The organism is Streptomyces sp. NPDC001156 (assembly GCF_053598275.1).
In genome coordinates this window covers 1-21,930 of sequence record NZ_JBSFJX010000062.1, presented here as the reverse complement: position 1 = coordinate 21,930, position 21,930 = coordinate 1, and the positions used below count along the sequence as shown (strand labels likewise).

Sequence of the window (21,930 nt, the reverse complement as noted above, 5' to 3'; positions counted from 1 at the left end):
TGTCCATCATGGAAGCCGACTGTTCGCTGCGCCGGGCTCCCCGCCCCGGCCCCGCGCGAAGGAGGCGCTCGTGAGCGCCCTCGCGTTGTCCGTAGTGCTGTCGTTCGTCTCCGCCGTGGCATACGCGGGCGGGGCGATCGTGCAGGAGCGGGTCGCCGAGTCCTCGCCCGGCCAGGCGTACGCACCGCTGCGCCGGGCCGCCTGGTGGGGCGCCATCCTGCTGAACGGTCTCGGTGGGCTGCTGCACGTGGTGGCGCTCGCCTACGGTCCTCTGAGCCTGGTCCAGCCGCTGGGCGCGCTGACCATCGTCTTCGCGTTGCCGATGGCGGCGCTTTTCGTCGGCCGCCGGGCCGGGACGACCGCCTGGCGGGGCGCCGTCATGGCGACCGTGGGCCTGGCCGGTCTGCTGGCTCTGGTCGGTACCTCCGACGCCCGGTCCTTGGACAGCCCCCAGCGCGTGCTGGTGGGCCTGGTCACCGCCGGCGGCGTGGTGGCGCTGATGGCCGCCGCCCGCGCCGCGCAGCGGCATCCGGCGGTGCGCAGTGTGCTGCTCGCGGTCGCCTCGGGCGTCGCGTTCGGCATGTCGTCGGTGTTCACGAAGACGGTCGCGGTGGACTGGACGAGCGGGGTGCTGCTCGCGGATCTGCCGAGCCTGGCGACGATAGGCGTGTTCGCGACGGCCGGCCTGCTGCTGTCGCAGGCCTCCTACCGGGGTGCGGGCCTCGCGGCACCGCTCGCCACGCTGACCGTGGTGAACCCGGTGGTCGCCGCCGCGGTCGGCATCACCTTGTTCGGGGAGGCGTTCCGCTACGGCACGACGGGCACCGTGCTCGCACTCGCCTGCGGGGTCGGCGCCGCGGGCGGCCTGATCCTGCTGACCACCGAGCGGATCGGCAGCGAACAGCGCGCGGCGATGGCCTGCGAGCTCGTGCCGGGAACCGGCGCGGAACCGGAACCGCGCCGGGAAGCGCTCGTCCCGGTGCCCGCGCAGGCTCCCGCCCCGGCCGAGGAGGAGGCGTTCGTACCGGCGCCGGTCCACGAGGGCCCGCACGAGGACCCGGTGGCGGCGGACGGCGGCCCGGCCGTCCCGTACAGTGCCTTCTACGGCGGGCCGTTCGTACCCCTGCCCGTGCTCGACCGGCACCGGGTCCGCATCAAATCCTGACGCCGCCCGCCCGGAGGTAGGCGACCGGATCGATGTCGCTGCCGAACCCGGGACCCCTCCGCACCTCGAAGTGGAGATGCGGACCCGTGCTGTTGCCCGTGGACCCGGAGCGGCCGATGCGCTGACCCGCAAGCACGCTCTGCCCGTCCTTCACGGAGATCGCCGACAGATGGGCGTACTGCGTATAGCGGCCGTCGGCGTGCCGGACGACCACCTGGTAGCCGAAGGAGCCGCCCCAGCCCGCGCTGACGACCTGGCCCGCCGCCACCACCTTCACCGACGTACCGGTGGGCACGGGGAAGTCGACGCCCGTGTGGTAGCCCTTCGACCATGCCGTCCCCGCGGCGTGGTAGGGCGTACCCATGGCGGCATGGACCGGGGCCACCATGTCGTGGGGCGTGGTGCTCCGCCCGGAACCGGTCTTCCCGGTGGAGGACTTGTGGGCCCGCGGGTGCGTCGCCTCCCTGTCGGCCCGCGGGTGCGTCGCCTCTTTGTGCGACGGGGCCTTGGCGCCCAGGCTCAGCCGCTGTCCGGGCAGGATCAGGTCCGGGTCGGCGCCGACCGTTCCCCGGTTGGCCGCGTACAGCCGATGCCACCCGCCTTGGACGTGGTGGGTGTCGGCGATATCGGAGAGCGTGTCGCCGCGCACCACGGTGTACATCTCGGCGGTGCCCGCCCGGGACTGGGGCGTCGTCTGCGGTGTCACGTCGCGGAGGGCGCGCTCGGTGGTCCGCGTCGAGGAGGCCGAGGTGCCGGTTCCTTGAGCGGCGCCGGTGGGAGTGCCCCCGCTCGAAGGAAGTTGAGAGTGGGTGAGACCGGCGTGTCCGGAGCAGACCGGCCAGGCGCCGGGGCCCTGACCCTCGAGCACCTTCTCGGCCACGGCGATCTGCTGGTCCTTGGTGGCGAGGTCCGCGCGCCGGGCGTACGCCGTGCCGCCGTAGGCCTCCCAGGTGGACTGGGTGAACTGCAGGCCGCCGTAGTAGCCGTTACCGGTGTTGACGCTCCAGTTGCCGCTCGACTCGCAGGCGGCGACCTTGTTCCAGGTGTCCACGTCGGCCGCGTGCGCCACGCCGACGCCGATGAGCGGGATCGCCATGCCGGCGCCGCCCGCCGTGACGGTGAACGAGGCCCGGTTGATCCTTGTCGGCTGATACCGGCGATGCCGGCCGCGTGCGGCCATGGAGACCCCCTCGACATGCGTCAGGAGGAGAAAAAGTAAGAGCGGCGAACAGGCCATGACAAGACGGCTATCGGCCGCTTCGTCCCGCCAACTGACTGGGAATCGGCCCCTTTTGCGGATGCGGCGAACCGTGGGGACGGACGGACGTCGGCCCGCAGCGGGGACACGCGGATGTGCGGCGGCCGTACCGGCACGTCAGGATGGTCACCGGGCAATACTGACGACCACACCAGGCACCACACCCCCCCGAGGATGTGTTCGGGACCGAACCGGCACCCCCGATTCCAGGACCTCTAGGAGCCAACCGCTATGAGCACTTCAGCCCAGATCGGCGTCACGGGCCTCGCGGTCATGGGCCGCAATCTCGCCCGCAACTTCGCGCGCAACGGCTACACGGTCGCTCTGCACAACCGGACCGCGTCGAGGACGCACGACCTCGTGAAGGAATTCGGGCACGAGGGCGACTTCGTGCCGACCGAGACCGCGGAGGACTTCGTGGCGGCGTTGGAGCGGCCGCGGCGCTTGATGATCATGGTGAAGGCGGGCACGCCGACCGATGCGGTGATCCAGGAGTTCGCCCCGCTCCTGGAGCCCGGTGACATGATCATCGACGGCGGCAACGCGCACTTCGCCGACACCCGCCGCCGTGAGAAGCAGCTGCGCGAGCAGGGCATCCACTTCGTCGGCACCGGTATCTCGGGCGGCGAGGAGGGCGCGCTGCACGGACCGAGCATCATGCCGGGCGGATCGAAGGAGTCGTACGCCTCCCTCGGCCCGATGCTGGAGAAGATCGCCGCGAAGGCGAAGGACGGCGCACCGTGCGTCACGCACATCGGCCCGGACGGCGCGGGCCACTTCGTGAAGATGGTCCACAACGGCATCGAGTACGCCGACATGCAGCTGATCGGCGAGGCGTACCAGCTGCTGCGCGACGTCGCCGGCTACTCCCCCGCCGAGATCGCGGAGATCTTCCGCACCTGGAACACCGGCCGCCTCGACTCGTACCTGATCGAGATCACCGCCGAGGTGCTGTCGCACGTGGACGCGGCGACGGGTAAGCCGTTCGTGGACGTGGTCCTCGACGAGGCCGAGCAGAAGGGCACCGGCCGCTGGACCGTGCAGATCGCGCTCGACCTCGGCGTACCGGTCTCCGGGATCGCGGAGGCGGTGTTCGCCCGCTCGCTGTCCGGCCACAAGGCGCTGCGCGAGGCCTCGCGGGGCCTGGTGGGGCCGAAGGCCGCGCCGCTCGGCAAGGACGAGGCGGCGGCCTTCGCGGACCGCGTGGAGCAGGCGTTGTACGCATCGAAGATCGTCTCGTACACCCAGGGCTTCCACGAGATCACCGCGGGCAGCGACGAGTACGACTGGGACATCGACCTCGGCAAGGTGGCCTCCATCTGGCGCGGCGGCTGCATCATCCGCGCGGCCTTCCTGGACCGCATCCGCGCCGCCTACGACGCGCGCCCCGACCTGCCGAGCCTGCTGTCCGACGAGACCTTCGCGCAGGAGATCGCGGCGGCGCAGGACGACTGGCGCGAGGTCCTCGTCGCCGCGACCCGCCAGGGAGTCCCCGCGCCCGGTTTCTCCGCGGCGCTCGCCTACTACGACGCCCTGCGCGCCGAGCGGCTGCCCGCCGCGCTGACCCAGGGGCAGCGGGACTTCTTCGGGGCGCACACCTACCGGCGGACGGACCGCGCGGGCTCGTTCCACACGCTGTGGGGCGGGGACCGGTCCGAGGTCGAGGCGTAACGGCCGTACACCACCCGTGACGGTGACCCGGAGCGCGGGTCACCGCCGCGTCGGCCGAGGCGTGCTCACTTCAGGGGCGGCCCCGGTTCGGGCTGGGGCACGGGGTCCGGGCCCGGCGGTTCGGGGATGGGGGAAGGCGGCGGCTCGGGGGTGGGCCGCTCAGGGCCGGGCACCGGTTCGGGTCCCGGCTGCGGGCGGTCGGGGCCGGGCCCCGGCGGTGCCGGGGGCACGGGGTGCGGTCCGGGAGGCACGGGTTCGGGTCCGGGCGGTTCGGGTCCCGGGCCCGGCGGAACCGGTTCCGGTGTGGGGCCCGGGTCAGGGGTCGGCTCCGGTCCCGGAGTCGGTCCCGGTCCGGGAGTCGGGCCCGGCTGTACGGGATCGGGGAGCGGGCGGGTCATCGTGTCCTCCAGCCATTCGGTACATCGGCCCTGGACTTGTCCCCCGGGTACCCGGGCCCCCCGCAGGCACTCACCCCGTCGCGGGACGGGAGGACGGCCGGGTGGGGTACCTCGCGGCGACGGCGGCGGCCGCCGCCAGGCCCGGCTCGGGGCTCGACAGAACCGGGACGGCCGTGGTGGTCAGCCGGCGCGCCGGGGCCATGGACGCCTGGGCGAGGACGATGGCGTCGGCGTCGCTGACCGTGTCGGCGGCGTCGGCCACCCTGCGAAGGTATCCCTCGATGTCACCCGTCTCGAAGCGGTGCCAGGCGCGCTCCACGAGCAGTGGGCGCACCTCGACCGCCCTGTCCGCCGCCTCCTCATGGATCAGGGCGGACGTCGGCCCCAAGGTGCTCTCCACGGCGGCGATCACGGTGATGCGGAGGCCGGCCGCAACCGCCGCTGCGGCCATGGGCCGGTCCACCCGCAGCACGGGCACACCCACGTCCACGCCCTCGGCGACCCCGCCGATGGTCGAGCAGGTGCACAGTACGGCGCGGGCACCGGCCGCGACGACCCGTCCGAGCAGCTCCCGGATGTCGCCGGCCACGGCGTCGGGGCCCTGTGCCCGCGCCCGGGCCAGCAGGTCCTCCGCCACGAGGTGCGTCAGCGCGAGCCCCGGATGGGACCGGTCGCGCAGTTCCTCGAAGACCGGGACGTGCACGGGCGAGGTGTGCAGCAGGGCGAGTGTGCCGTGGGTACCGCTGTCGCTCACGGTCGGTTCCCCTCCGCCGGTCAGGCCGTGACGGCCTGCGGGCTCCGCTCCTGGTCCGAGCCCGGCACCGGCGCGGACGGGTCCGTGCCGAGTGCCACGATCCGGTTGTCGCCGTCCACGTGCACGACCCGGGGCCGCAGGCTCCTCGCCTCGGCGTCGGACACCTGGGCGTAGCTGATGACGATCACCAGATCGCCGGGGTGCACGAGATGGGCCGCGGCCCCGTTGATGCCGATGACGCCGGAGCCGCGCTCACCCTCGATGACGTAGGTCTCCAGCCGGGCGCCGTTGGTGATGTCGACGATGTGGACGAGCTCCCCCGGCAGCAGATCGGCGGCGTCGAGCAGGTCGGCGTCGATGGTCACGGATCCGACGTAGTGCAGGTCGGCCTGGGTGACGGTGGCACGGTGGATCTTGGACTTGAACATGGTGCGCAGCATGCAGTGCTCCTAGTGGTGGCTCTCTGCCTGCTCTGTGCAGGTCAAAGGCGTGCATTCACTCTACAGCGGCGGATTTGAGTGCCTGCCTTGCGGCACTCACCGCTGGAGCCGTCCCCATTCAGGCACATTCACCAGTCAGGGCAGCGTCCACCACCGGACCGTGACGAGGTAGAACACGACAGCCCAGAAAGCCATCGCCGCAGCGACGACACCGAGGCCACGGAGGTTGGTTCTTGCCGCCGGTTCGTTCGGGGGTGGCCGCAGCCATCGCCCGAGCAGCGGGTTTACGTAGTAGGGCATGGTCAGGAAGCTCATGATGAAACTCGACAGCAGGTTGCCCACGAGCAGGCCGATCCAGAGCGGCATGTGCAGCGGGGACAGAGCGAGCGTCAGCAGCACGACAGTCGGGTACAGGCCGACCCAGATGGCGAGGGAGGTCCTGGTCTCGGAGGGCGGCGGCGGTGCCTCCTTGCCGTTGCCCTCGAAGGCGAACCAGCTGCCGAACGAGTTGTCGATCGTGTGCAGCTTGAAGTCGCTGAACTTCTCACCCTCGGCAAGGACCTCCTGCCGTTCGGGCGACGTCAGCCAGGCGTCGAGGTGCTCGGCGCTGTCGTAGCGGTACAGCGTGGTCCATTCCTCCTGAAGCCCCTCGATGGGACGGAAGAGCTCGGTCCCGCGAAACCCCTCGAACTTGCTCTCCTCCTGGACCATGTGGTGCTGCCAGTCGAGGAAGTCGTCGACCTGGTTCGGGGGGACGCGATGGGTGACCACCACGGTGACCAGCGGATCCAGTGACTGGCTGCCGCTGCTGACCACCTGCTGGGTCGCCGGACCGTCGAAGTACTTGGCGCCGACGTCGAGATATGTCTGCCTGGTCCCGCTGTTGATCCACGCCTGAAGATGCGCCACCGAGTCGAACCGGTACACGACGACCCAGTCGGGTTGCAGCGGTGTCGGCGGGGAGATCTCGGCGCCGAGGAAACCGGGGTAGTAGGCGGCCGCCGCGTTGAGGTCCTCCTGCCACGACTCGAACTCCCGTTCCAGCCCGGGCAGGACCTTCTGGCCGATGATCGCCGTCGCCGCGGCGGCTAGGTTCTTTTCGGTGTTCATGCGGCTCAACCTGTCGACACCGACTGTTCCGCAGGGAGTCGGCCGTAAATGCGTTCAGGAGTCAGCGGCAACGCACGGTAGCGGACGCCCGTCGCGTCATGCACCGCGTTCGCGAGGGCGGGGGCGACCGGGTTGATACAGCACTCGGCCATCCCCTTGGCCCGCATGGGCCCCGTCGAATCCGCCGAGCTCACCAGGAGGACCTCGGTACGGGGGATGTCGGCGTAGGCGGGGATGCGGTAGTTCCGGAGGTTCGGATTGACCATGACGCCGCTGTCGTCGACGTGATGGTTCTCGGTCAGCGCGAAGCCGATCCCCTGCGCGACACCGCCCTCCACCTGTCCCCGGACCTGCGCCGGGTTGATGATCACTCCGGCGTCCGCCGCATGCACGCTGTACAGGATCCGTATCTCACCCGTCACGCGGTGCACGGCGACCCGGAACCCCTGCGTGTTGGAGGTGACGCTCCGGGGCGAGCCGTACGCCTTGCGTGCGGCGGTGAATCGGATTCCACGCGCCCGGGCCAGCGCGACGAGTCCGCCCAGCGACACCCGCCGGTCCCCGCAGAGGACACCGTCGTCGTCCATCACGCACATCACGACGTGGACGCCCGTGTGCGCCGCGGCGAATTCCAGGATGCGGTCGCGCACGGCGTTGGCTGCCCGCAGGACCGCGTTGCCCGCCACGAAGAGGCCGGCGCTCGCGAAGGCACCGGTGTCGAATCCCGTGCGGTCGGTGTCGGACTGCACCAGACGGATCCGCGAGGGCGTCGTGCCCAGCTGGTCGGCTGCGATCTGGACATGCGCCGTGGAGGTTCCCTCCCCGAACTCGGCGGTTCCGACGGCCAGTTCGTAGATGAGGTCGTCGCCCAGGGTGACCCAGGCCTCGGAGAGGTGTTCCGTCGGGGGCGCGGTCTCGTGCAGGGAACTCGCCACGCCGGCTCCGACGAGCCACTCGGGGCCGGGAGGCGCCCGGTCGGCCGTACGGGCCAGGGCGTCGCCCACCAGGTCGATGCACTTGGCGAGTCCGGCCTCAGTGAAGACCACGTCGTCAGGGCCGTCGTGCAGAGCCACCAGGGGCTCACCGGGCCGAACGATGTTGCGCCGGCGCAGTTCCAGCGGGTCGATGTGCAGGGCGCGGGCCAGTTCGTCCATCGCCGACTCCACCGCGAACGCCGGCTGCGTCATCCCGTAACCTCGCAGCGCCCCGCTCGGCACAGTGTTCGTGTAGACGGAGTACGCGTCGTACTTCTTGTGGGGGCAGCGGTAGATCATGACGGCGGCTCCGCCCGCGTACAGCGTTTCGCCACCGTGGTTCCCGTAGGCGCCGGTGTTCGACACGTTGCGTACCTGGAAGGCGGTGAGCGTTCCGTCGGCCTTCGCGCCGAGCTTGACGGTCAGGGTCATCGGATGCCGCGGCGAGGCCGTGGTGAACTCCCCTCACGGGTGTACTCGAGGCAGGTGGGCCGTCCGGTGTCCAGGGTGGCGAGTGCGACCAGATCCTCGGCGATCACCTCCTGCTTGCCGCCGAATCCGCCGCCGACGCGCCTGCAGAACACCCTCACCTGATCCGGGCGCAGCGCGAACAGGTACTCCAGTTTGACCTTGGCGATCGACGGTGACTGCGAACTGGTGCGGACGTTCAGCCGACCGTCCTCCATCCAGGCGATGGAACCGTGGGTCTCCAGATGCGCGTGCTGCACCCGCGGTGAGAAGTACGTGCCTTCGTGGACCACGTCGGCTCCAGCGAATCCTGCGTCGACGTCGCCGATGTGCGAGTGAAGTTCGAGCAGGATGTTGTGGACGGGGTCGCGGACGAACGGATCGTCGGAGCCGTGCAGCTGGGGTGCCCCGTCGGCCATCGCCGCCTCCGGGTCGAACACCGCCGGCAGCACCTCGTAGTCGACCGCGAGACACCGGCAGCCCTCCTCCGCCGCCCCGACCGTGTCGGCCAGGACCGCGGCGACGCGCTGGCCGGCGAAGCGGACCGTGTCATCGAGGATGTAGGTGTCGTCCGGGTCGACCAGGTGGTCGGTGTGGATCGCCGTGGTGAACTGTCTGCGGGGTACGTCTTCCCAGGTGTAGACCCGGTGCACGCCGGGCACCGCGAGGGCGGCGCTCTTGTCGATCGAGAGGATCCGGGCGTGCGCGTGGGGTGAGTGCAGCACCTTGAGGTGCAGCATGCCGTCGATGTGCGTGTCCATGGTGAACTCGGCGTGACCCGTCACCACGTCGTGGCCCGCGGGAGCGCCGATGCTCGTCCCGACGGCCTTGCCCGGTGCTGCCGTCTCCACCGCACTGACGCCCTTCACGGCGTCCTCGATCGCCCGGTATCCGGTGCAACGGCAGAGGTTGCCCTTCAACGCCCGTGGCAGATCGGCCTTCTGGTCCTCGGTGAAGGTCGCCGACGTCATGATCATCCCTGCGGTGCAGAAACCGCACTGGAACCCCGGGGCGTCCTCGAACTGCCGCTGCATGGGATGCGGGGCGCCGGGTCGTCCAAGTCCCTCGATCGTGGTCACTTCCCGGCCGTCCGCGCGGAACGCGGGGGTGATGCAGCTGTGTACCGGTGCGCCGTCCAGCCACACCGTGCAGGCGCCGCAGTCGCCCGCGTCGCACCCCTTCTTGACGCCGAAGTGGCCGAGTTCGCGTAGGAACGTGCGCAGGCACTGGCCGGGGGCTGGCTGCCGGTCGAATTCCTTGCCGTTCACGATGTAGCTCATGCCAGGTCCCCAGCCGTGAGTTCCCGGCAGATCTCTTCGGCGAAGTGCCGTGTCAGATGCCGACGGTGGTCAGGGGTTCCGTTGGGATCGGCGAACCAGACGTCGGCCGGCACGGCGTCGATGCTCTGCCGCAGGGTGTGGACATCGGGCAGGGAGTCGAAGGCGATGCGGACCGGCCGTGTGGTACCGGCCGTGACGGTGAGCACCAGGTCACTCGCTCCCAGTCGTTGCGTGCCGACGAGGAACACCGTCGAACGGCCGAGCCGGGTCAGCGCGAAGCGACGGTGCGCGGTGTGTTTGCGCAGCGCGTGCTCCGGAATGGTGATGCGCCGGAGGATCTCCCCGGGGGCGAGAACGTTGCGGTGGTCGCCGGTGACGAAATCGAGGGCGTCGACGAAGCGCACGGAGCCATCGGGCGCCCACAGTTCGTACTGGGCCTCCAACGCGACCGTCAGCGTGATCATCGGGCCGGCGGGCAAGGACATGCAGATATTTCCGCCGACGGTCGCCGCGTTCCAGACCTTGAACGAGGACAGGAATGCCTCACAGCTTTTCCGGAAAAGAATTCCGGCGGTCCAGCCCTCCGGCCATGGGAAGGCGTACAGGTCGCGAACAGTGCATGTGGCGCTGATCTCCAGGCCCTTGTCCGTGGGAACAAGGGGCTCCCATCGCAACGCCGTCAGGTCGATCAGCCGTCGCAGGTCTGGCTGCTCCGTGGAATAGAGCCATGTTCCGCCTGCGAGCCAGGCGTCACCATCGCGCCAGTCCATGCCTGGCCGCTCGGACGGTCGCCGGACTACTTCGGTGATGGTGTTGAGGTCCATGAAAGCCGACCCACGGGAAACGGAATGTGGGAAGACAACTGTCCCCTGGCACTGCTGGAGTAGATTTCTGCTGATCGAGCAGGTGTCGGCCGCCATCCCGCACCGTTCGGGGCGGCTGAGCCGCGAGGGACCGGCGGGCCCAGACACTTTCGCTTCAGCTTATCGCAGCATGTGGACGAGGGCCCGGCCGAGGACATCTCAAAGTAGCCGACCCACCCCGGACCGTCACCCTATGCGTCGGGCGGACACCTCGCAGGTCAATCCCGGTGCCACTCCTCCCTGCCTTGCGGTGCTTCAGCTCCTAGTGGCGGCTCTCCGCAGGGCAAAGGCGTGCATTCACTCTTCTGTTCGCGCACGGGCGAGCGAAGGCGTCTCCCCAGGGGACGTCGGGCGACCGGGGCGCTGTGCGACCTGCCGTGGCCGTCCACAACGCCCAGCGGCTGCTCGAAGGCAGGCGGCACCCGCCTGGTCGTCCACGCCCGCATCGACGCCGCGATCGCCGGCGCCTTCGCCGCCGCCTCGGGCGCGCTCGCCCTGCCGGACGCGGTCCGTGCGGTACGGGGTCCGGGGGCACGCCATGGAGTCGGCGTACCCGCACGGATACGGCATGGGCGTGGCACTCGGCCTCGACGAGCAGTCCGTGAACCGTCTCGCCGAACAGGCCGCCCGGCACGCCGAGCCGGTGTACGCCGCCAACGTCAACGCCCCCGGCAGATCGCGGTCTCCGGCGCCGACGCGGCCGTCGACCGCCTCCTGGCTCTCGCGCTCGCGCATGGAGCCGTCAAGGCCGCGCGCCTCGCGGTCGACATTCCTTCCCACTGCCCCCTGATGTCGGGCCCCGAACGGGAGTTGGCCGCCGTCCTGCCCGGTCTCCGGCTGTCGCGCCCCCGCATCCCCCTGGCTGGCAACCGTGGCGGCCGCACGCTGCGCACCGCATCCGCCGTACGCGAGGACCGTGTGCAGTCGGTCGTCCACCCTGTCCGCTGGCACGACGCGACCAGCGTCCTCTACGAGCGGGGCGCCCGCCTTTTCGTCCGGATGTGGCCCGAAGACTCGCTGGCCCGTCTCGCCCAGGCGGCTTTTCCCGACGTCCGTAGCACGAGCATGCGCGCCGGCACTCCCGGAGCACATCCTTCAATTCGTCCGCAGGGAACGGCAGACGTCGACGACCTGACCTCGATCGGGCGGGTTCAGAACAGCCTCGCGACGGCTGAAGGTCATGGTCGAGTCAATGCGGTGCGGCCAGGGCCGCGTCCAACGAGAGTGTGCCTTGTACCCCTCAGGCGGCGGTGTCGTGCACCCAGATGTGGGTGCAGTTGGGGCACTGCAGATGGACCACGTGTCCGGCGTTGGACAGCAGATAGCGCCAATGCACTCGGCAGGTCCGGCCCGCCAGGCAGTTCTCGCAGTTCTCGTGGTCCCGGCATCGCGGGCACGGGAGCCAGGCCCGGCGCGCCTTGTCGGCGTGGGGATCAATCGGCAGCACGGCCGTCACCGAGGCCGGCGGGCAGCACTCCGGCTGCCACCAGGCGGTCGTAGATCTCCCGCTGGTGCTCGTCGAGGCCGGAGTAGAGCATGCGATACGCCGCGTCCTCGTCGGCCATGGCCGTGATCGGGTCCCAGTGGGGCCCCATCGCCGTGTAGAACTCCGCCCGCCGGCGCGCTTCGTCAGCGGTGAGATCCATCTCGAATATGTGATGGTCGTGGGTGTTCTCGTGGGCCATGAGCGGGCTTTCCTGGAGGAAATGGAAGACTATCCGGTCCTTCCTACCAGGGTTTGTCCGATTTCCGGACAGATCTGGAGCGAGATCCTGGTCACGTGACCGGGGAGCCTTCTCCCAGGATCATCACGGTCGGTCAGGGCTCGACTACGCTCCGTCGGTCGCACTCGCTGCCAGGGATTCCCGCACCTGTAGGTGGTAGACCCGGAAGGCCCGCCCGATGACGGGCTGGGCGACGTTCCGGACCTTGACCCCGCCGCTCGTCATGCCGTGTTCCGTGCCCGCGTGCGCGTGTCCGTGCACCGCCAGGTCCGCGCCGGCGGTGTCGATCGCCTCCGCCAGCAGATAGCTGCCGAGGAACGGGTAGATCTCCAGAGGTTCGCCGGCCAGGGTCTCCGGCACGGGGGAATAGTGGGTGAGGGCGATACGAACCTCACAGCGCTGTTCGTCCAGTTCCTCCAGGGCCTGCCGCAGGGCGTCGGCGCTGCGGCGTGAGCACCGTACGAACTCCTTCATCAGCGGCTCGCCGAACTCCCCGGCGCTGCGACCGACGAAGCCGCCGCCGAACCCCTTGGTACCTGCCACGCCGACGCGCGTGCCGGCGCAGGTCAGGGTGGTGGCGCTGCCCTCAAGGACCCGTGCGCCACCGGTGCCCTCCAAGATCGCCGCGACTTCCTCCGGGCGCTCGTCGTGGTGGTCGTGGTTGCCGAGGACCGCCACGACCGGGACCGGCAGGTCCCGGACCTCCCTCGCCACCACCCCGGCCTCCTCCGGGGTTCCGTGGCGGGTGAGGTCCCCGGCCAGCAGCAGGAGGTCCGCGCACTCCGCCAGGCTCTCGAAGGCGGGACGAAGCGCCCCCTGGCTGTCGGGCCCCATGTGGATGTCCCCGACGGCTGCCACCCGGATCATGCGAGTTCCTCCGCCTGGTCGGGCGCCGAGTTCTCGGCGACCACGAGGTCGCAACGGACCGGGACTCCGGCCAGTTCCTCGCGGACGGTGCCGAGGACCTCCTCACGGCACTGAACGGAGGCGACGGTGCCGGTCACCATCACCGCCTCGCCGCGGACCTCGATCCGTACGCCCAGCTCACCGGCGTGCCCTTCGGCCAGACGTTCCAGGAGATGAGCAACGCGGTACTCCGTGTTCCGCGCGGCCTGGGCACCGGGTGCGCCCTCTGCGCTGTGCTGGTTCATCCCGTCTCCTTCTGCGGGGCGATGACGTCGAGGCGTTCGAGAAGGAAGAAGAAGGCGGCAGGCATGGGGTCGTCCTCGCACTCCCGGCGCATCCGGTCCCAGTCGACCTTTTCGCGCAGCGCGCGGGCCACGGGGAGAACCGCGCCGAAGTCGCAGTGGTGCTCCGAGAAGGCGGCGATCAGGCTCCAGAGCAGGTCGGTGGGGGCCAGCACCGGCATGCGCACCGAGTCGACCGGGAGTTCCCGCGCGCGTGCGAGCATGTCGGAGGTGACCGGCTTGTGCGCCAGTTCGAAGATGATGTCGATGTCCTGGCCGAAACACTCGGCCTTCATCAGCCAGTCCTCCGGCGGCCGGTACACGGTCAGCCCCGCGTCCCGCAGCGTGGCCGTGACCGCCTCGGCGTCATCGGGCGACACACAGAAGTCGGCGTCGTGCTGCAGGTTCTCGCTGCCGCCGTGCGCATAGACGGCGACGCTCCCGGCCAGCGCGAAGGCATGGCCCTTCCGCTTCAGAAGGACGCCGACCCGCTTGGTCGCCTCAAGAATCGCCCGGCTGTGATCGGGGGGCAGCTGCTCGATCTCCTGCGGCCGCGTCTCGGGCCGCGGCGGCTGCCCGGCCCTCGCCGTCGCCGGGCGCACCTCGGGCTCCTCCGCTCCCCGGGCAGGAGGCGCTGGCTCCCCGTACCGCGTCATGACCACCCCCTCTGCCGAACGAGAGCAGTCCGCCGGCTGCGCGTACCGGACCGGACGGCTGCGTGCACCCGTGTGAGTACCCGGTACCTCCTCGTCGACACGGCTCGGAACCCGGGCGCCGGACAGACCGGGACCGCCGGGTGGTCCCGGGCCGAAGGCGCCTGGCCCTGTCACTCCCAGGAACCTCAGGGAGCTACCTGCGGGAACGGGCCGCCCCGAGGATGGACGTGTCACTCCGGGTCGGAACCGGCACACTGTCCGTCGTTCCCCCCCCGGGGAGCAATGTCGAACGTGCGAACGAGAGGAACACCATGGTCACCACCCTCGCCGGCGGTACGGTCACTCTGGCGGACGGCGTGACGGTCTCCCGCATGGGATACGGCGCGATGCAACTGGCGGGTCCGCACGTCTTCGGGCCGCCCCGGGACCGTGACCAGGCGCTCGCGGTGCTGCGCGCGGCGGTGGAGGCCGACATCACCCATATCGACACCGCCGACTTCTACGGTCCCGTCGTGGTCAACGAGCTCATCAGGGAAGCCCTCGCTCCGTATCCCGCAGGTCTGCACATCGTCACCAAGGTCGGCGCCCGCCGGGGAAGCGACGGCAGCTGGATCCCGTCCCTGGACCCCGCGGATCTGAAGGAACAGGTCCTCGAGAACCTCACCCACCTCGGCCTGGACACCCTGGACGTGGTCAACCTGCGGGTCGGCGGTCACGACACCACCGACGACGAGCCCCTGTCCGAGCAGTTCGGCGCCCTGGCGGAGCTCCAGCAGCAGGGCCTGATCCGCCACCTCGGGCTCAGCGGCGTCTCCGCGGCGCAGCTCGCCGAGGCCCAGGCCATCGCTCCCGTCGTCACCGTGCAGAACCTCTACAACCTGGCCAACCGGCAGGACGACGCCCTGGTGCAGCGGTGCGCGGACCAGAACATCGCCTTCGCCCCGTTCTTCCCGCTGGGCGGCTTCAACCCGCTGCAGTCCGAGACCCTCGACAAGGTCGCCACCCGCCTCGAGGCCTCCCGGCAACAGGTCGCTCTGGCCTGGCTGCTCCAGCGCTCGCCGGGCATCGTCGTCATCCCCGGCACCTCCTCGCTCGCCCACCTGCGCGAGAACATCGCCGCCGCCGGCCTGGTCCTGCCCGCCGACGCCGTCGCCGAACTGGACACCATCGGGGCATAAGGGACTCAGCCGCACGGCACGGTGGAGTACGGCACCGGCTGAGGGGCTCCGCTCCCGCGTCACAGCCGGATGATGACCAGGGCGATGTCGTCCCGGGCGCCGCCGGCCACGCCGAGTTGCGTCAGCAGGACGTCGGCCAAGCGCTCCGGGCCGAGGGTGCAGTAGCGGCCGAGGACGTCGGTCAGCCGGCTCAGCCCCGTCTCTATGTGCTCGCTCCGGCGCTCGATCAGCCCGTCGGTGTAGAGGACGAGGGTGTCGCCGGGCCGGTAGGGCTGGCAGGCCTGAGGGCGGGGCACGTGCTGAGGCCGGGCGCCCAGCGGCGGGTCGGTCGCCTTGTCGAGCAGTTCGCACGTGCCGTCCCGGTGGACGAGGACGGGGGGCGGGTGACCGGCGCTGCTGTAGATGATCAGCTCGCTGCGGGTGTCGACCATCGCCTTGACGGCGGTGGTGTTCAGCGCGCCTTCCACCGACCGGGCGTACAGGCCGAGCACCTCCAGTGCCTGGGCGGGCCCCTCCAGCGCGCGGATCGCGGCGCTCAGCGCACTGCGGAGCATCCCCATGACGGCCGCGGCCTCCAGACCGTGGCCGACGACGTCGCCGACCGCCACCGCGAACCGGGTCTCGGACAGATCGATGATGTCGTACCAGTCGCCGCACACGTTCAGCGAGCCGGTGGCGGGCAGATAGCGCACCGCGACGTTCTCGTGCCGGGCCAGGTCCGGTGCCTGGAGCATGGCCTCCTGCAGTGCGACAGCCACTTTGCGCTCACGGGTGTGCGCCTGCCGCAGCTCCTCGTTCAGCAGCTGCAGCTCGCGCGCCCGCGCGTAGAGCTCGGCCTCCAGGGCCTCGCGCTCGGTGAGGTGCTTGGACAGTCGCCAGTCGCTTCTGCCGTGGGTCAGGATGTACGCGGTCACGTCCTCGACGCGGTGGATGATCCACGCCACCTTCCCCTCGGGATCGAGGATCGGTGTGTTGACCGGTGACCACCATCGCTCGTCGAATGCGCCGGGTCTGCCCATGATGGGGATGTCGTACTTCTGCAGCGCCATCGTGTCAGGCTGTTTGGAGTTCAGGACACGGTGCAGCGAGGCGTTCAGGTTGCGCACACCGTCGGCATCCGGGTCGTCGGGGTTCTCCGGGAAGGCCTCGAAGATGTGCTGCCCGATCAGGTCGTCCCGGGTCCGGCTGGTCGCGTTCAGATAGGCCTGGTTGACCTCAACGATGATCAGGTCGGGGGCCAGCACGAGATAGGGACTCGGTGTGGCGGCGAACAGTGCCGCGTAGTCCATCGTTGACATCGTCACCGTCTCCCTTGTGCGCCGCGCCGCGCCACCCCCTTCACGCTACGATCCGCGCAGCTCAGGCGCCCCCCCGGAGAGAACGGCACGGTGGGCACACGCGGGCACATCAGGAACGGGGACCTGCCGTCTACGCGACGGCCTCCGTCTCCGCTCCGCCCTCCGCCTCCCAGTGCGCCGGCTTCGCGAACTGGGTCCGGTACAGCTCCGCGTACCGCCCGCCCCTGGCCAGCAGCTCCTCGTGGGTGCCCCGCTCCAGGATCCGGCCCGACTCGACGACGAGGATCACGTCGGCTGCCCGCACGGTGGACAGGCGGTGGGCGATGACGACGGCGGTACGGCCCTCCAGCGCCTCCGTGAGGGCCTCCTGCACGGCCGCCTCGGAGGTGTTGTCCAGATGGGCGGTGGCCTCGTCGAGGATGACGACCCGCTGGCGGGCCAGGAGCAGACGGGCGATGGTCAGGCGCTGGCGCTCGCCGCCGGACAGTCGGTAGCCGCGCTCCCCGACGACCGTGTCGAGCCCGTCGGGCAGGGCGCGTACGAGGTCGTCGAGGCGGGCCCGGAGCAGCACGTCCCACAGGTCGTCCTCGCTCGCCCCGGGGTCGGCCAGCAGCAGGTTGGCCCGCACCGTGTCGTGGAACAGGTGGCCGTCCTGGGTGACCATGCCGAGGGTCTCGCGCAGCGATGCGGCGCTCAGATCGCGGACGTCGACGCCGCCGATGCGGACGGTGCCCTCGTCGACGTCGTACAGCCGCGGGAGCAGAGCCGCGATGGTGGACTTGCCGGCACCGGAGGACCCCACGAGGGCGACCGTCTGGCCGGGCTCGGCGCGGAAGGAGACACCCTGCAGGATCTCGGCGCCGCCGCGCGTGTCCAGGACCGCCACCTCCTCGAGCGAGGCCAGGGAGACCTTGTCGGCGGCCGGGTACCCGAAGCGGACGTCCTCGAATTCCACCGCCACCGGGCCGCCGGGAACCTGCCGCGGTCTCGGCCGCTCCTCGATCAGCGGCTTCAGGTCCAGTACTTCGAAGACGCGCTCGAAGCTGACGAGCGCGCTCATGATCTCGACGCGGGCCCCCGCGAGGGAGGTGAGGGGTGCGTAGAGCCGGGTGAGCAGCAGGGCGAGCGAGACGACGGAGCCCGCCTCAAGGCTGCCGCGCAGGGCGAACCAGCCGCCGAGCCCGTAGACCAGGGCGAGCGCCAGGGCGGAGACCAGCGTGAGCGCGGTGATGAACGCCGACTGGGACATGGCCGTCCGCACCCCGATGTCCCGCACCCGGCGGGCCCGCGCGGCGAACTCTTCGGACTCCTCCTCTGGGCGCCCGAAGAGTTTGACGAGCGTGGCACCGGGTGCGGAGAAGCGTTCGGTCATCCGGGTGCCCATCGCGGCGTTGAGGTCGGCGGCCTCCCGTTGCAGCAGCGCCATCCGGCGGCCCATCCGCCGCGCGGGGAACAGGAAGACCGGCAGCAGCACCAGGGCGAGCAGTGTGATCTGCCAGGACAGGGTCAGCATCACGACCAGCGTGAGCAGCAGCGTGACCACATTGCCGACGACTCCCGACAGGGTGTTGCTGAAGGCGCGCTGCGCGCCGATGACGTCGTTGTTGAGACGACTGACCAGCGCGCCCGTACGGGTACGTGTGAAGAACGCGACCGGCATGCGCTGCACATGATCGAACACAGCCGTCCGCAGATCGAGGATGAGGCCTTCCCCGAGCGTGGCCGACAGCCTGCGGCCGAGGAGCCCGAGCGCCGCCTCGGCGACCGCGATGAGGGCGATGAACAGCGACAGCCGTACGACGGTTCCCGGGTCGCCGTGCGACACGATCGCGTCGACGACACGGCCGGCGAGCAGCGGGGTCGCCACGGCGAGCAGTGCCGTCACCACGCTGACCAGGACGAACTGCACGATGCGGGGGCGGTGGGGGCGCGCGAACGCGCCGATTCGGCGCAGCGTGGCGCGGTCGAGGGGGCGGCGCTCCCGCTGCGCGCTCATGACGCTGTGCAACTGGTGCCAGGCGGTGGTCTCCATGCTCATAAGACAGACGTTAGGACCTCGAGCAACCTTGAGGTCAAGAGAAGGCGGACGGGCTTCACGCGCAGGGAGACCGGGACGAATGCCCCTGCGACACGGGCACCCGGGAACCCGGTCGCTCCCGTGCCTTGCCCCGCACGTCAGCCGCCGTCCGCACGCCCGCAACCTCACGTTGGTGCGGCACGGAAAACCTCTCCCGGTGTGAGTGCCGTACGTCTCCCTCAGCGACTCGCCAGACGTGTCCCGGTCCGCCAGATCCTGTGCCTGCTTCCGCTGGCCCTCGTGGCCGTGGTCGCGGTACAGCACTGGTCCGTGCTTGTGGAGGGCTTCAAGCAACTGGCGTCCGCCGAGTGGCCCTGGCTGGTGGCCGCCGCCGGCGCCACCTGTCTGACCTGGGTGGCGGCCGCCTTCACCCGCCAGGGCGCGGTCATGCAGCGGCTGCCCGCACGCCGACTGCTCGCCACCCAGTTCGCGGCGGGCGCGGCCAACCATCTGCTGCCGACCGGTCTGGGAGCGGGTGCGGTCAACCTCCGTTTCATGACGGTGTGCGGGGTGCCGCTGGCCAGTTCGTCGGCGGCGATCGCGCTGTACCTGCTCGCCGAGTCGATCACCCGGACCGGTCTGCTGGTGGCCCTGCTGCTCGCCTTCCCGCACGCCCTCCACCTCGGCACCCTCCTGCCCGCCCCGGCGGTGGGCCCGGTGCTGATCGGTGCGGTCGCGGCGGTGTGCGTGGCGCTCGCGGTGGTGCTGCTCGTGCGGCGGCTGCGCACGGCCGTGTTCTCCTTCCTGCGTGCGGCACTCGGCGAGGCCCGCACGGTGCACACGCGTCCCTCCCGCGCGATCGCCCTGTGGGGCGGGTCGCTGGCCTTCCCGGCACTCCAGGCGGCCGGACTGGCCGCGGTGGGGCGGGCCTTGGACCTGCCGGTGCCGCCCGCGCACATGGCCGTCGCATATCTGGCGGCGACCATCGCGGTCGCCGCCGTGCCCACGCCCGGCGGCATCGGCTCGGTGGAGGCGGCGCTGATCGTCACCCTGGTCGCGGCCGGCGCCCCGGTGGCCCTGGCGACGGCGGTGGTCCTGGCGTACCGGATCATCACGGTGTGGGTGCCGCTGGTGCCGGGGGCGCTCACGCTCGGGGCACTGGTGCGGCTGAAGGTGATCTGACCGGGGACAGCGGCCGTACTCCCGAGTAACCTCTGCTGGGCCAGCCCTCCGCCGTGTGAAAGGGGCAGCCCGATGCCGGTCCGGACCGAACGTCAGGGGTACGTCACCACGGTCGTCCTCTCCCGCCCCGAAGCCCGCAACGCCGTGGACGGGCCGACCGCCGCCGCGCTGGCCGCCGCCTTCAGGGAGTTCGAGGCGGACGCGTCCGCGCGGGTGGCGGTGCTGTGGGGCGAGGGCGGGACGTTCTGCGCGGGCGCCGATCTGAAGGCCGTGGGCACCGAGCGCGGCAATCGCGTGGCCGAGGACGGCGACGGCCCCATGGGGCCGACCCGGCTGCGGCTGTCCAAGCCCGTCATCGCGGCGGTCACCGGACACGCGGTGGCCGGCGGTCTGGAGTTGGCGCTCTGGTGCGATCTGCGCGTCGCCGAGGAGGACGCGGTGTTCGGGGTCTTCTGCCGTCGCTGGGGTGTGCCGCTCATCGACGGCGGGACGGTGCGGCTGCCACGGCTGATCGGTGCCGGCCGGGCCATGGACATGATCCTCACCGGCCGTCCGGTACCCGCCCGGGAGGCCCACGAGATGGGCCTCGCCAACCGCGTCGTGCCGACGGGACAGGCACGCGCCGCGGCCGAGGAACTCGCCGCCGAGATCGCCCGCTTCCCACAGGCCTGCCTGCGCGGGGACCGCGCCTCCGTCCTCGACCAGCAGGGACAGGACGAGACGACGGCGATGCGGGGCGAACTCCGCTACGGCATGGGGGTGCTGGCCGAGGGCCTGGAGGGCGCCGCCCGCTTCACGGCGGGGGCCGGACGGCACGGGTCGTTCACGGACATGTGACCGCGACGGACGACTGCCGCACGACGTGAATGAGCGCACGTCAAGGGCGGCTTCCGAGCGGCCCGGTGACGGCCGGGCTCCTGGATACGGCAGGATGACCTTTCGCTGCGGAACGGTGCACACCGCTTCGCGGCGCGATCGTGCATCCCGTGGGCACACGGCCGTGCGTCCCTGATGCACGGCCGTGTGCCGTCCGTATTCGAGCAGGTGGCAAGGTGACGACTCCTCACATCCGACCCGGCGGCCCTCTTCCCCTCACGGGAGGTGACCGGTGAACCGCGCGCTCACCCTGGACGATCTGGTCGTCGCCGGAATAGCCGTGGCGGCGGGCCTGGTGGCCGGATTCCTGCTGCGCATACTGCTGCGCTGGCTGGGCGGGCATGCGAGCCGTACCAAGTGGAGCGGCGACGACGTCATCGTGGACGCCCTGCGGACGCTGGTGCCGTGGGCGGCGATCGCCGCCGGCGCGGCCGCCGCGGCCGCGGTGCTGCCGCTCACGCGGACGGTGCAGCACCACGTCAACCAGACGCTGAGCGTGCTGCTCATCTTCGTCGCGACGGTGACGGCCGCGAGGGTTATCGCCGGCCTGGTGCGGACGGTCACCCAGTCCCGGTCCGGCGTCGCCGGATCGGCCTCGATCTTCGTCAACATCACCCGTGTCGTGGTGCTGGCGATGGGCTTCCTGGTGATGCTGCAGACCCTGGGCATCTCCATAGCGCCGCTGCTCACCGCCCTCGGTGTCGGCGGTCTGGCCGTCGCCCTCGCCCTCCAGGACACCCTGGCGAACCTCTTCGCGGGCATCCACATCCTCGCCTCCAAGACCGTTCAGCCCGGCGACTACATCCGGCTGAGCAGCGGCGAGGAGGGCTATGTCGTCGACATCAACTGGCGGCAGACGACCGTCCGCCAGCTCTCCAACAACCTGGTCGTCATCCCCAACGGGGAGCTCGCCAAGACCAACATGATCAACTACACCCGCCCCGAGCAGCAGTTGACCGTGCTGGTGCAGGTGGGGGTCGGCTACGACAGCGACCTGGAGCATGTGGAGAAGGTCACCACCGAGGTCGTGGCCGAAGTGATGACGGAGATCACCGGAGCGGTCCCGGACCATGAACCGGCCATCCGCTTCCACACGTTCGGCGACTCCCGGATCGGCTTCACGGTGATCCTCGGTGTCGGCGAGTTCAGCGACCAGTACCGCATCAAGCACGAGTTCATCAAGCGCCTGCACAAGCGGTACCGGGCCGAGGGCATCCGCATCCCCGCACCGGCCCGGACGGTGGCGCTCCAGCAGGGCTCGGCGGTCATACCGCATCAGCGCGGCGCCGACGACGCGGCCGTCGAGCACGGCGGTCCGCTCGCTCTGTGACACCGGGCCCGTGACGGGCCCCGCGCCGGGCCGCCGTCCGCCCGCCCAGCACGCCCCGGCCCGGCCGATCGCCGGGCCGGGGCGGCTGCCCAGGCGCTCGG

At 70.8% G+C, this 21,930-nt stretch carries 18 protein-coding genes and 3 pseudogenes; 7 read left to right on the top strand and 14 right to left on the bottom strand.

Annotated features, from left to right (window positions below):
• Nucleotides 1-70 precede the first annotated feature (70 nt).
• Nucleotides 71-1,165, top strand: coding sequence for a DMT family transporter (locus ACWDA7_RS26230; RefSeq protein ID WP_450606778.1), 1,095 nt, complete (start codon nucleotides 71-73; stop codon nucleotides 1,163-1,165).
• On the opposite strand, the pseudogene ACWDA7_RS26225 reads toward ACWDA7_RS26230, so the two are convergent.
• Together ACWDA7_RS26225 and ACWDA7_RS26220 are read right to left on the bottom strand one after the other, a co-directional pair.
• Nucleotides 1,155-1,874: pseudogene (locus ACWDA7_RS26225) on the bottom strand (M23 family metallopeptidase); the annotation flags it as partial. The gene ACWDA7_RS26230 and the pseudogene ACWDA7_RS26225 overlap by 11 nt on opposite strands.
• Nucleotides 1,875-2,054: 180 nt before the next feature.
• Nucleotides 2,055-2,261 (bottom strand): annotated as a pseudogene (locus ACWDA7_RS26220) (transglycosylase family protein); the annotation flags it as partial.
• 393 nt (nucleotides 2,262-2,654) lie between these two features.
• On the opposite strand from ACWDA7_RS26220, the gene gndA reads away from it, so the two are divergent.
• Nucleotides 2,655-4,094: an NADP-dependent phosphogluconate dehydrogenase gene (gndA, locus tag ACWDA7_RS26215; RefSeq protein ID WP_450606776.1), complete on the top strand. Its 1,440-nt coding sequence runs from the start codon at nucleotides 2,655-2,657 to the stop codon at nucleotides 4,092-4,094.
• A gap of 468 nt (nucleotides 4,095-4,562) precedes the next feature.
• Here gndA and ACWDA7_RS26210 read toward each other — a convergent pair whose 3' ends face one another.
• The 5 genes and pseudogenes from ACWDA7_RS26210 to ACWDA7_RS26190 form a co-directional block, all read right to left on the bottom strand.
• Entirely contained in the window at nucleotides 4,563-5,246 is a 684-nt protein-coding gene (locus ACWDA7_RS26210) for an arylsulfatase (RefSeq protein WP_450606774.1), read from the bottom strand.
• Between the two features lie 20 nt (nucleotides 5,247-5,266).
• On the bottom strand, nucleotides 5,267-5,686 hold the full coding sequence (gene panD / locus ACWDA7_RS26205; RefSeq protein WP_359391441.1) for an aspartate 1-decarboxylase: 420 nt from the start codon (nucleotides 5,684-5,686) through the stop codon (nucleotides 5,267-5,269).
• A 135-nt stretch (nucleotides 5,687-5,821) separates the two neighbouring features.
• Complete coding sequence (locus tag ACWDA7_RS26200; protein ID WP_450606772.1) at nucleotides 5,822-6,796, bottom strand: antibiotic biosynthesis monooxygenase; 975 nt, start codon at nucleotides 6,794-6,796, stop codon at nucleotides 5,822-5,824.
• Between the two features lie 5 nt (nucleotides 6,797-6,801).
• Nucleotides 6,802-9,518: pseudogene (locus ACWDA7_RS26195) on the bottom strand (molybdopterin-dependent oxidoreductase).
• Entirely contained in the window at nucleotides 9,515-10,342 is an 828-nt protein-coding gene (locus ACWDA7_RS26190) for an FAD binding domain-containing protein (protein ID WP_450606770.1), read from the bottom strand. The pseudogene ACWDA7_RS26195 and the gene ACWDA7_RS26190 overlap by 4 nt, the downstream one beginning before the upstream one ends.
• Before the next feature lie 550 nt (nucleotides 10,343-10,892).
• On the opposite strand from ACWDA7_RS26190, the gene ACWDA7_RS26185 reads away from it, so the two are divergent.
• Nucleotides 10,893-11,171, top strand: a complete 279-nt coding sequence (locus tag ACWDA7_RS26185; protein WP_450606768.1) for a hypothetical protein — start codon at nucleotides 10,893-10,895, stop codon at nucleotides 11,169-11,171.
• 450 nt (nucleotides 11,172-11,621) lie between these two features.
• On the opposite strand, the gene ACWDA7_RS26180 is transcribed toward ACWDA7_RS26185, so the two are convergent.
• From ACWDA7_RS26180 to ACWDA7_RS26160, 5 genes are all read right to left on the bottom strand, one after another.
• Nucleotides 11,622-11,828, bottom strand: a complete 207-nt coding sequence (locus ACWDA7_RS26180) for a hypothetical protein (protein WP_450606767.1) — start codon at nucleotides 11,826-11,828, stop codon at nucleotides 11,622-11,624.
• Nucleotides 11,815-12,066, bottom strand: coding sequence for a DUF6400 family protein (locus ACWDA7_RS26175; protein WP_450606765.1), 252 nt, complete (start codon nucleotides 12,064-12,066; stop codon nucleotides 11,815-11,817). Before ACWDA7_RS26175 ends, ACWDA7_RS26180 begins: the two co-directional genes overlap by 14 nt.
• Nucleotides 12,067-12,210: 144 nt before the next feature.
• The gene (locus ACWDA7_RS26170; protein WP_450606763.1) at nucleotides 12,211-12,972 is read right to left on the bottom strand and encodes a metallophosphoesterase family protein; all 762 of its coding nucleotides are present in this window, start codon (nucleotides 12,970-12,972) and stop codon (nucleotides 12,211-12,213) included.
• Nucleotides 12,969-13,256 carry a hypothetical protein gene (locus ACWDA7_RS26165; RefSeq protein WP_450606761.1) on the bottom strand — a complete coding sequence of 96 codons (288 nt, stop codon included), beginning with the start codon at nucleotides 13,254-13,256 and terminating at the stop codon, nucleotides 12,969-12,971. The genes ACWDA7_RS26170 and ACWDA7_RS26165 overlap by 4 nt, the downstream gene beginning before the upstream one ends.
• Nucleotides 13,253-13,948, bottom strand: a complete 696-nt coding sequence (locus tag ACWDA7_RS26160) for a nucleotidyltransferase family protein (RefSeq protein ID WP_450606759.1) — start codon at nucleotides 13,946-13,948, stop codon at nucleotides 13,253-13,255. Before ACWDA7_RS26160 ends, ACWDA7_RS26165 begins: the two co-directional genes overlap by 4 nt.
• A gap of 311 nt (nucleotides 13,949-14,259) precedes the next feature.
• On the opposite strand from ACWDA7_RS26160, the gene ACWDA7_RS26155 reads away from it, so the two are divergent.
• Complete coding sequence (locus ACWDA7_RS26155) at nucleotides 14,260-15,126, top strand: oxidoreductase (RefSeq protein ID WP_450606757.1); 867 nt, start codon at nucleotides 14,260-14,262, stop codon at nucleotides 15,124-15,126.
• Nucleotides 15,127-15,185: 59 nt separating this feature from the next.
• Here ACWDA7_RS26155 and ACWDA7_RS26150 read toward each other — a convergent pair whose 3' ends face one another.
• Together ACWDA7_RS26150 and ACWDA7_RS26145 are read right to left on the bottom strand one after the other, a co-directional pair.
• The gene (locus ACWDA7_RS26150; protein ID WP_450606756.1) at nucleotides 15,186-16,424 is read right to left on the bottom strand and encodes a SpoIIE family protein phosphatase; all 1,239 of its coding nucleotides are present in this window, start codon (nucleotides 16,422-16,424) and stop codon (nucleotides 15,186-15,188) included.
• A 130-nt stretch (nucleotides 16,425-16,554) separates the two neighbouring features.
• Nucleotides 16,555-18,456 (bottom strand): ABC transporter ATP-binding protein, encoded by a 1,902-nt coding sequence (locus ACWDA7_RS26145; RefSeq protein WP_450606813.1) that lies wholly within the window; start codon nucleotides 18,454-18,456, stop codon nucleotides 16,555-16,557.
• Nucleotides 18,457-18,660: 204 nt separating this feature from the next.
• On the opposite strand from ACWDA7_RS26145, the gene ACWDA7_RS26140 reads away from it, so the two are divergent.
• From ACWDA7_RS26140 to ACWDA7_RS26130, 3 genes are all read left to right on the top strand, one after another.
• Nucleotides 18,661-19,623: a lysylphosphatidylglycerol synthase transmembrane domain-containing protein gene (locus ACWDA7_RS26140; protein WP_450606754.1), complete on the top strand. Its 963-nt coding sequence runs from the start codon at nucleotides 18,661-18,663 to the stop codon at nucleotides 19,621-19,623.
• Between the two features lie 72 nt (nucleotides 19,624-19,695).
• Nucleotides 19,696-20,460, top strand: a complete 765-nt coding sequence (locus ACWDA7_RS26135; RefSeq protein WP_450606752.1) for a crotonase/enoyl-CoA hydratase family protein — start codon at nucleotides 19,696-19,698, stop codon at nucleotides 20,458-20,460.
• Nucleotides 20,461-20,731: 271 nt separating this feature from the next.
• Entirely contained in the window at nucleotides 20,732-21,829 is a 1,098-nt protein-coding gene (locus ACWDA7_RS26130) for a mechanosensitive ion channel family protein (RefSeq protein WP_450606750.1), read from the top strand.
• Nucleotides 21,830-21,930 lie beyond the last annotated feature (101 nt).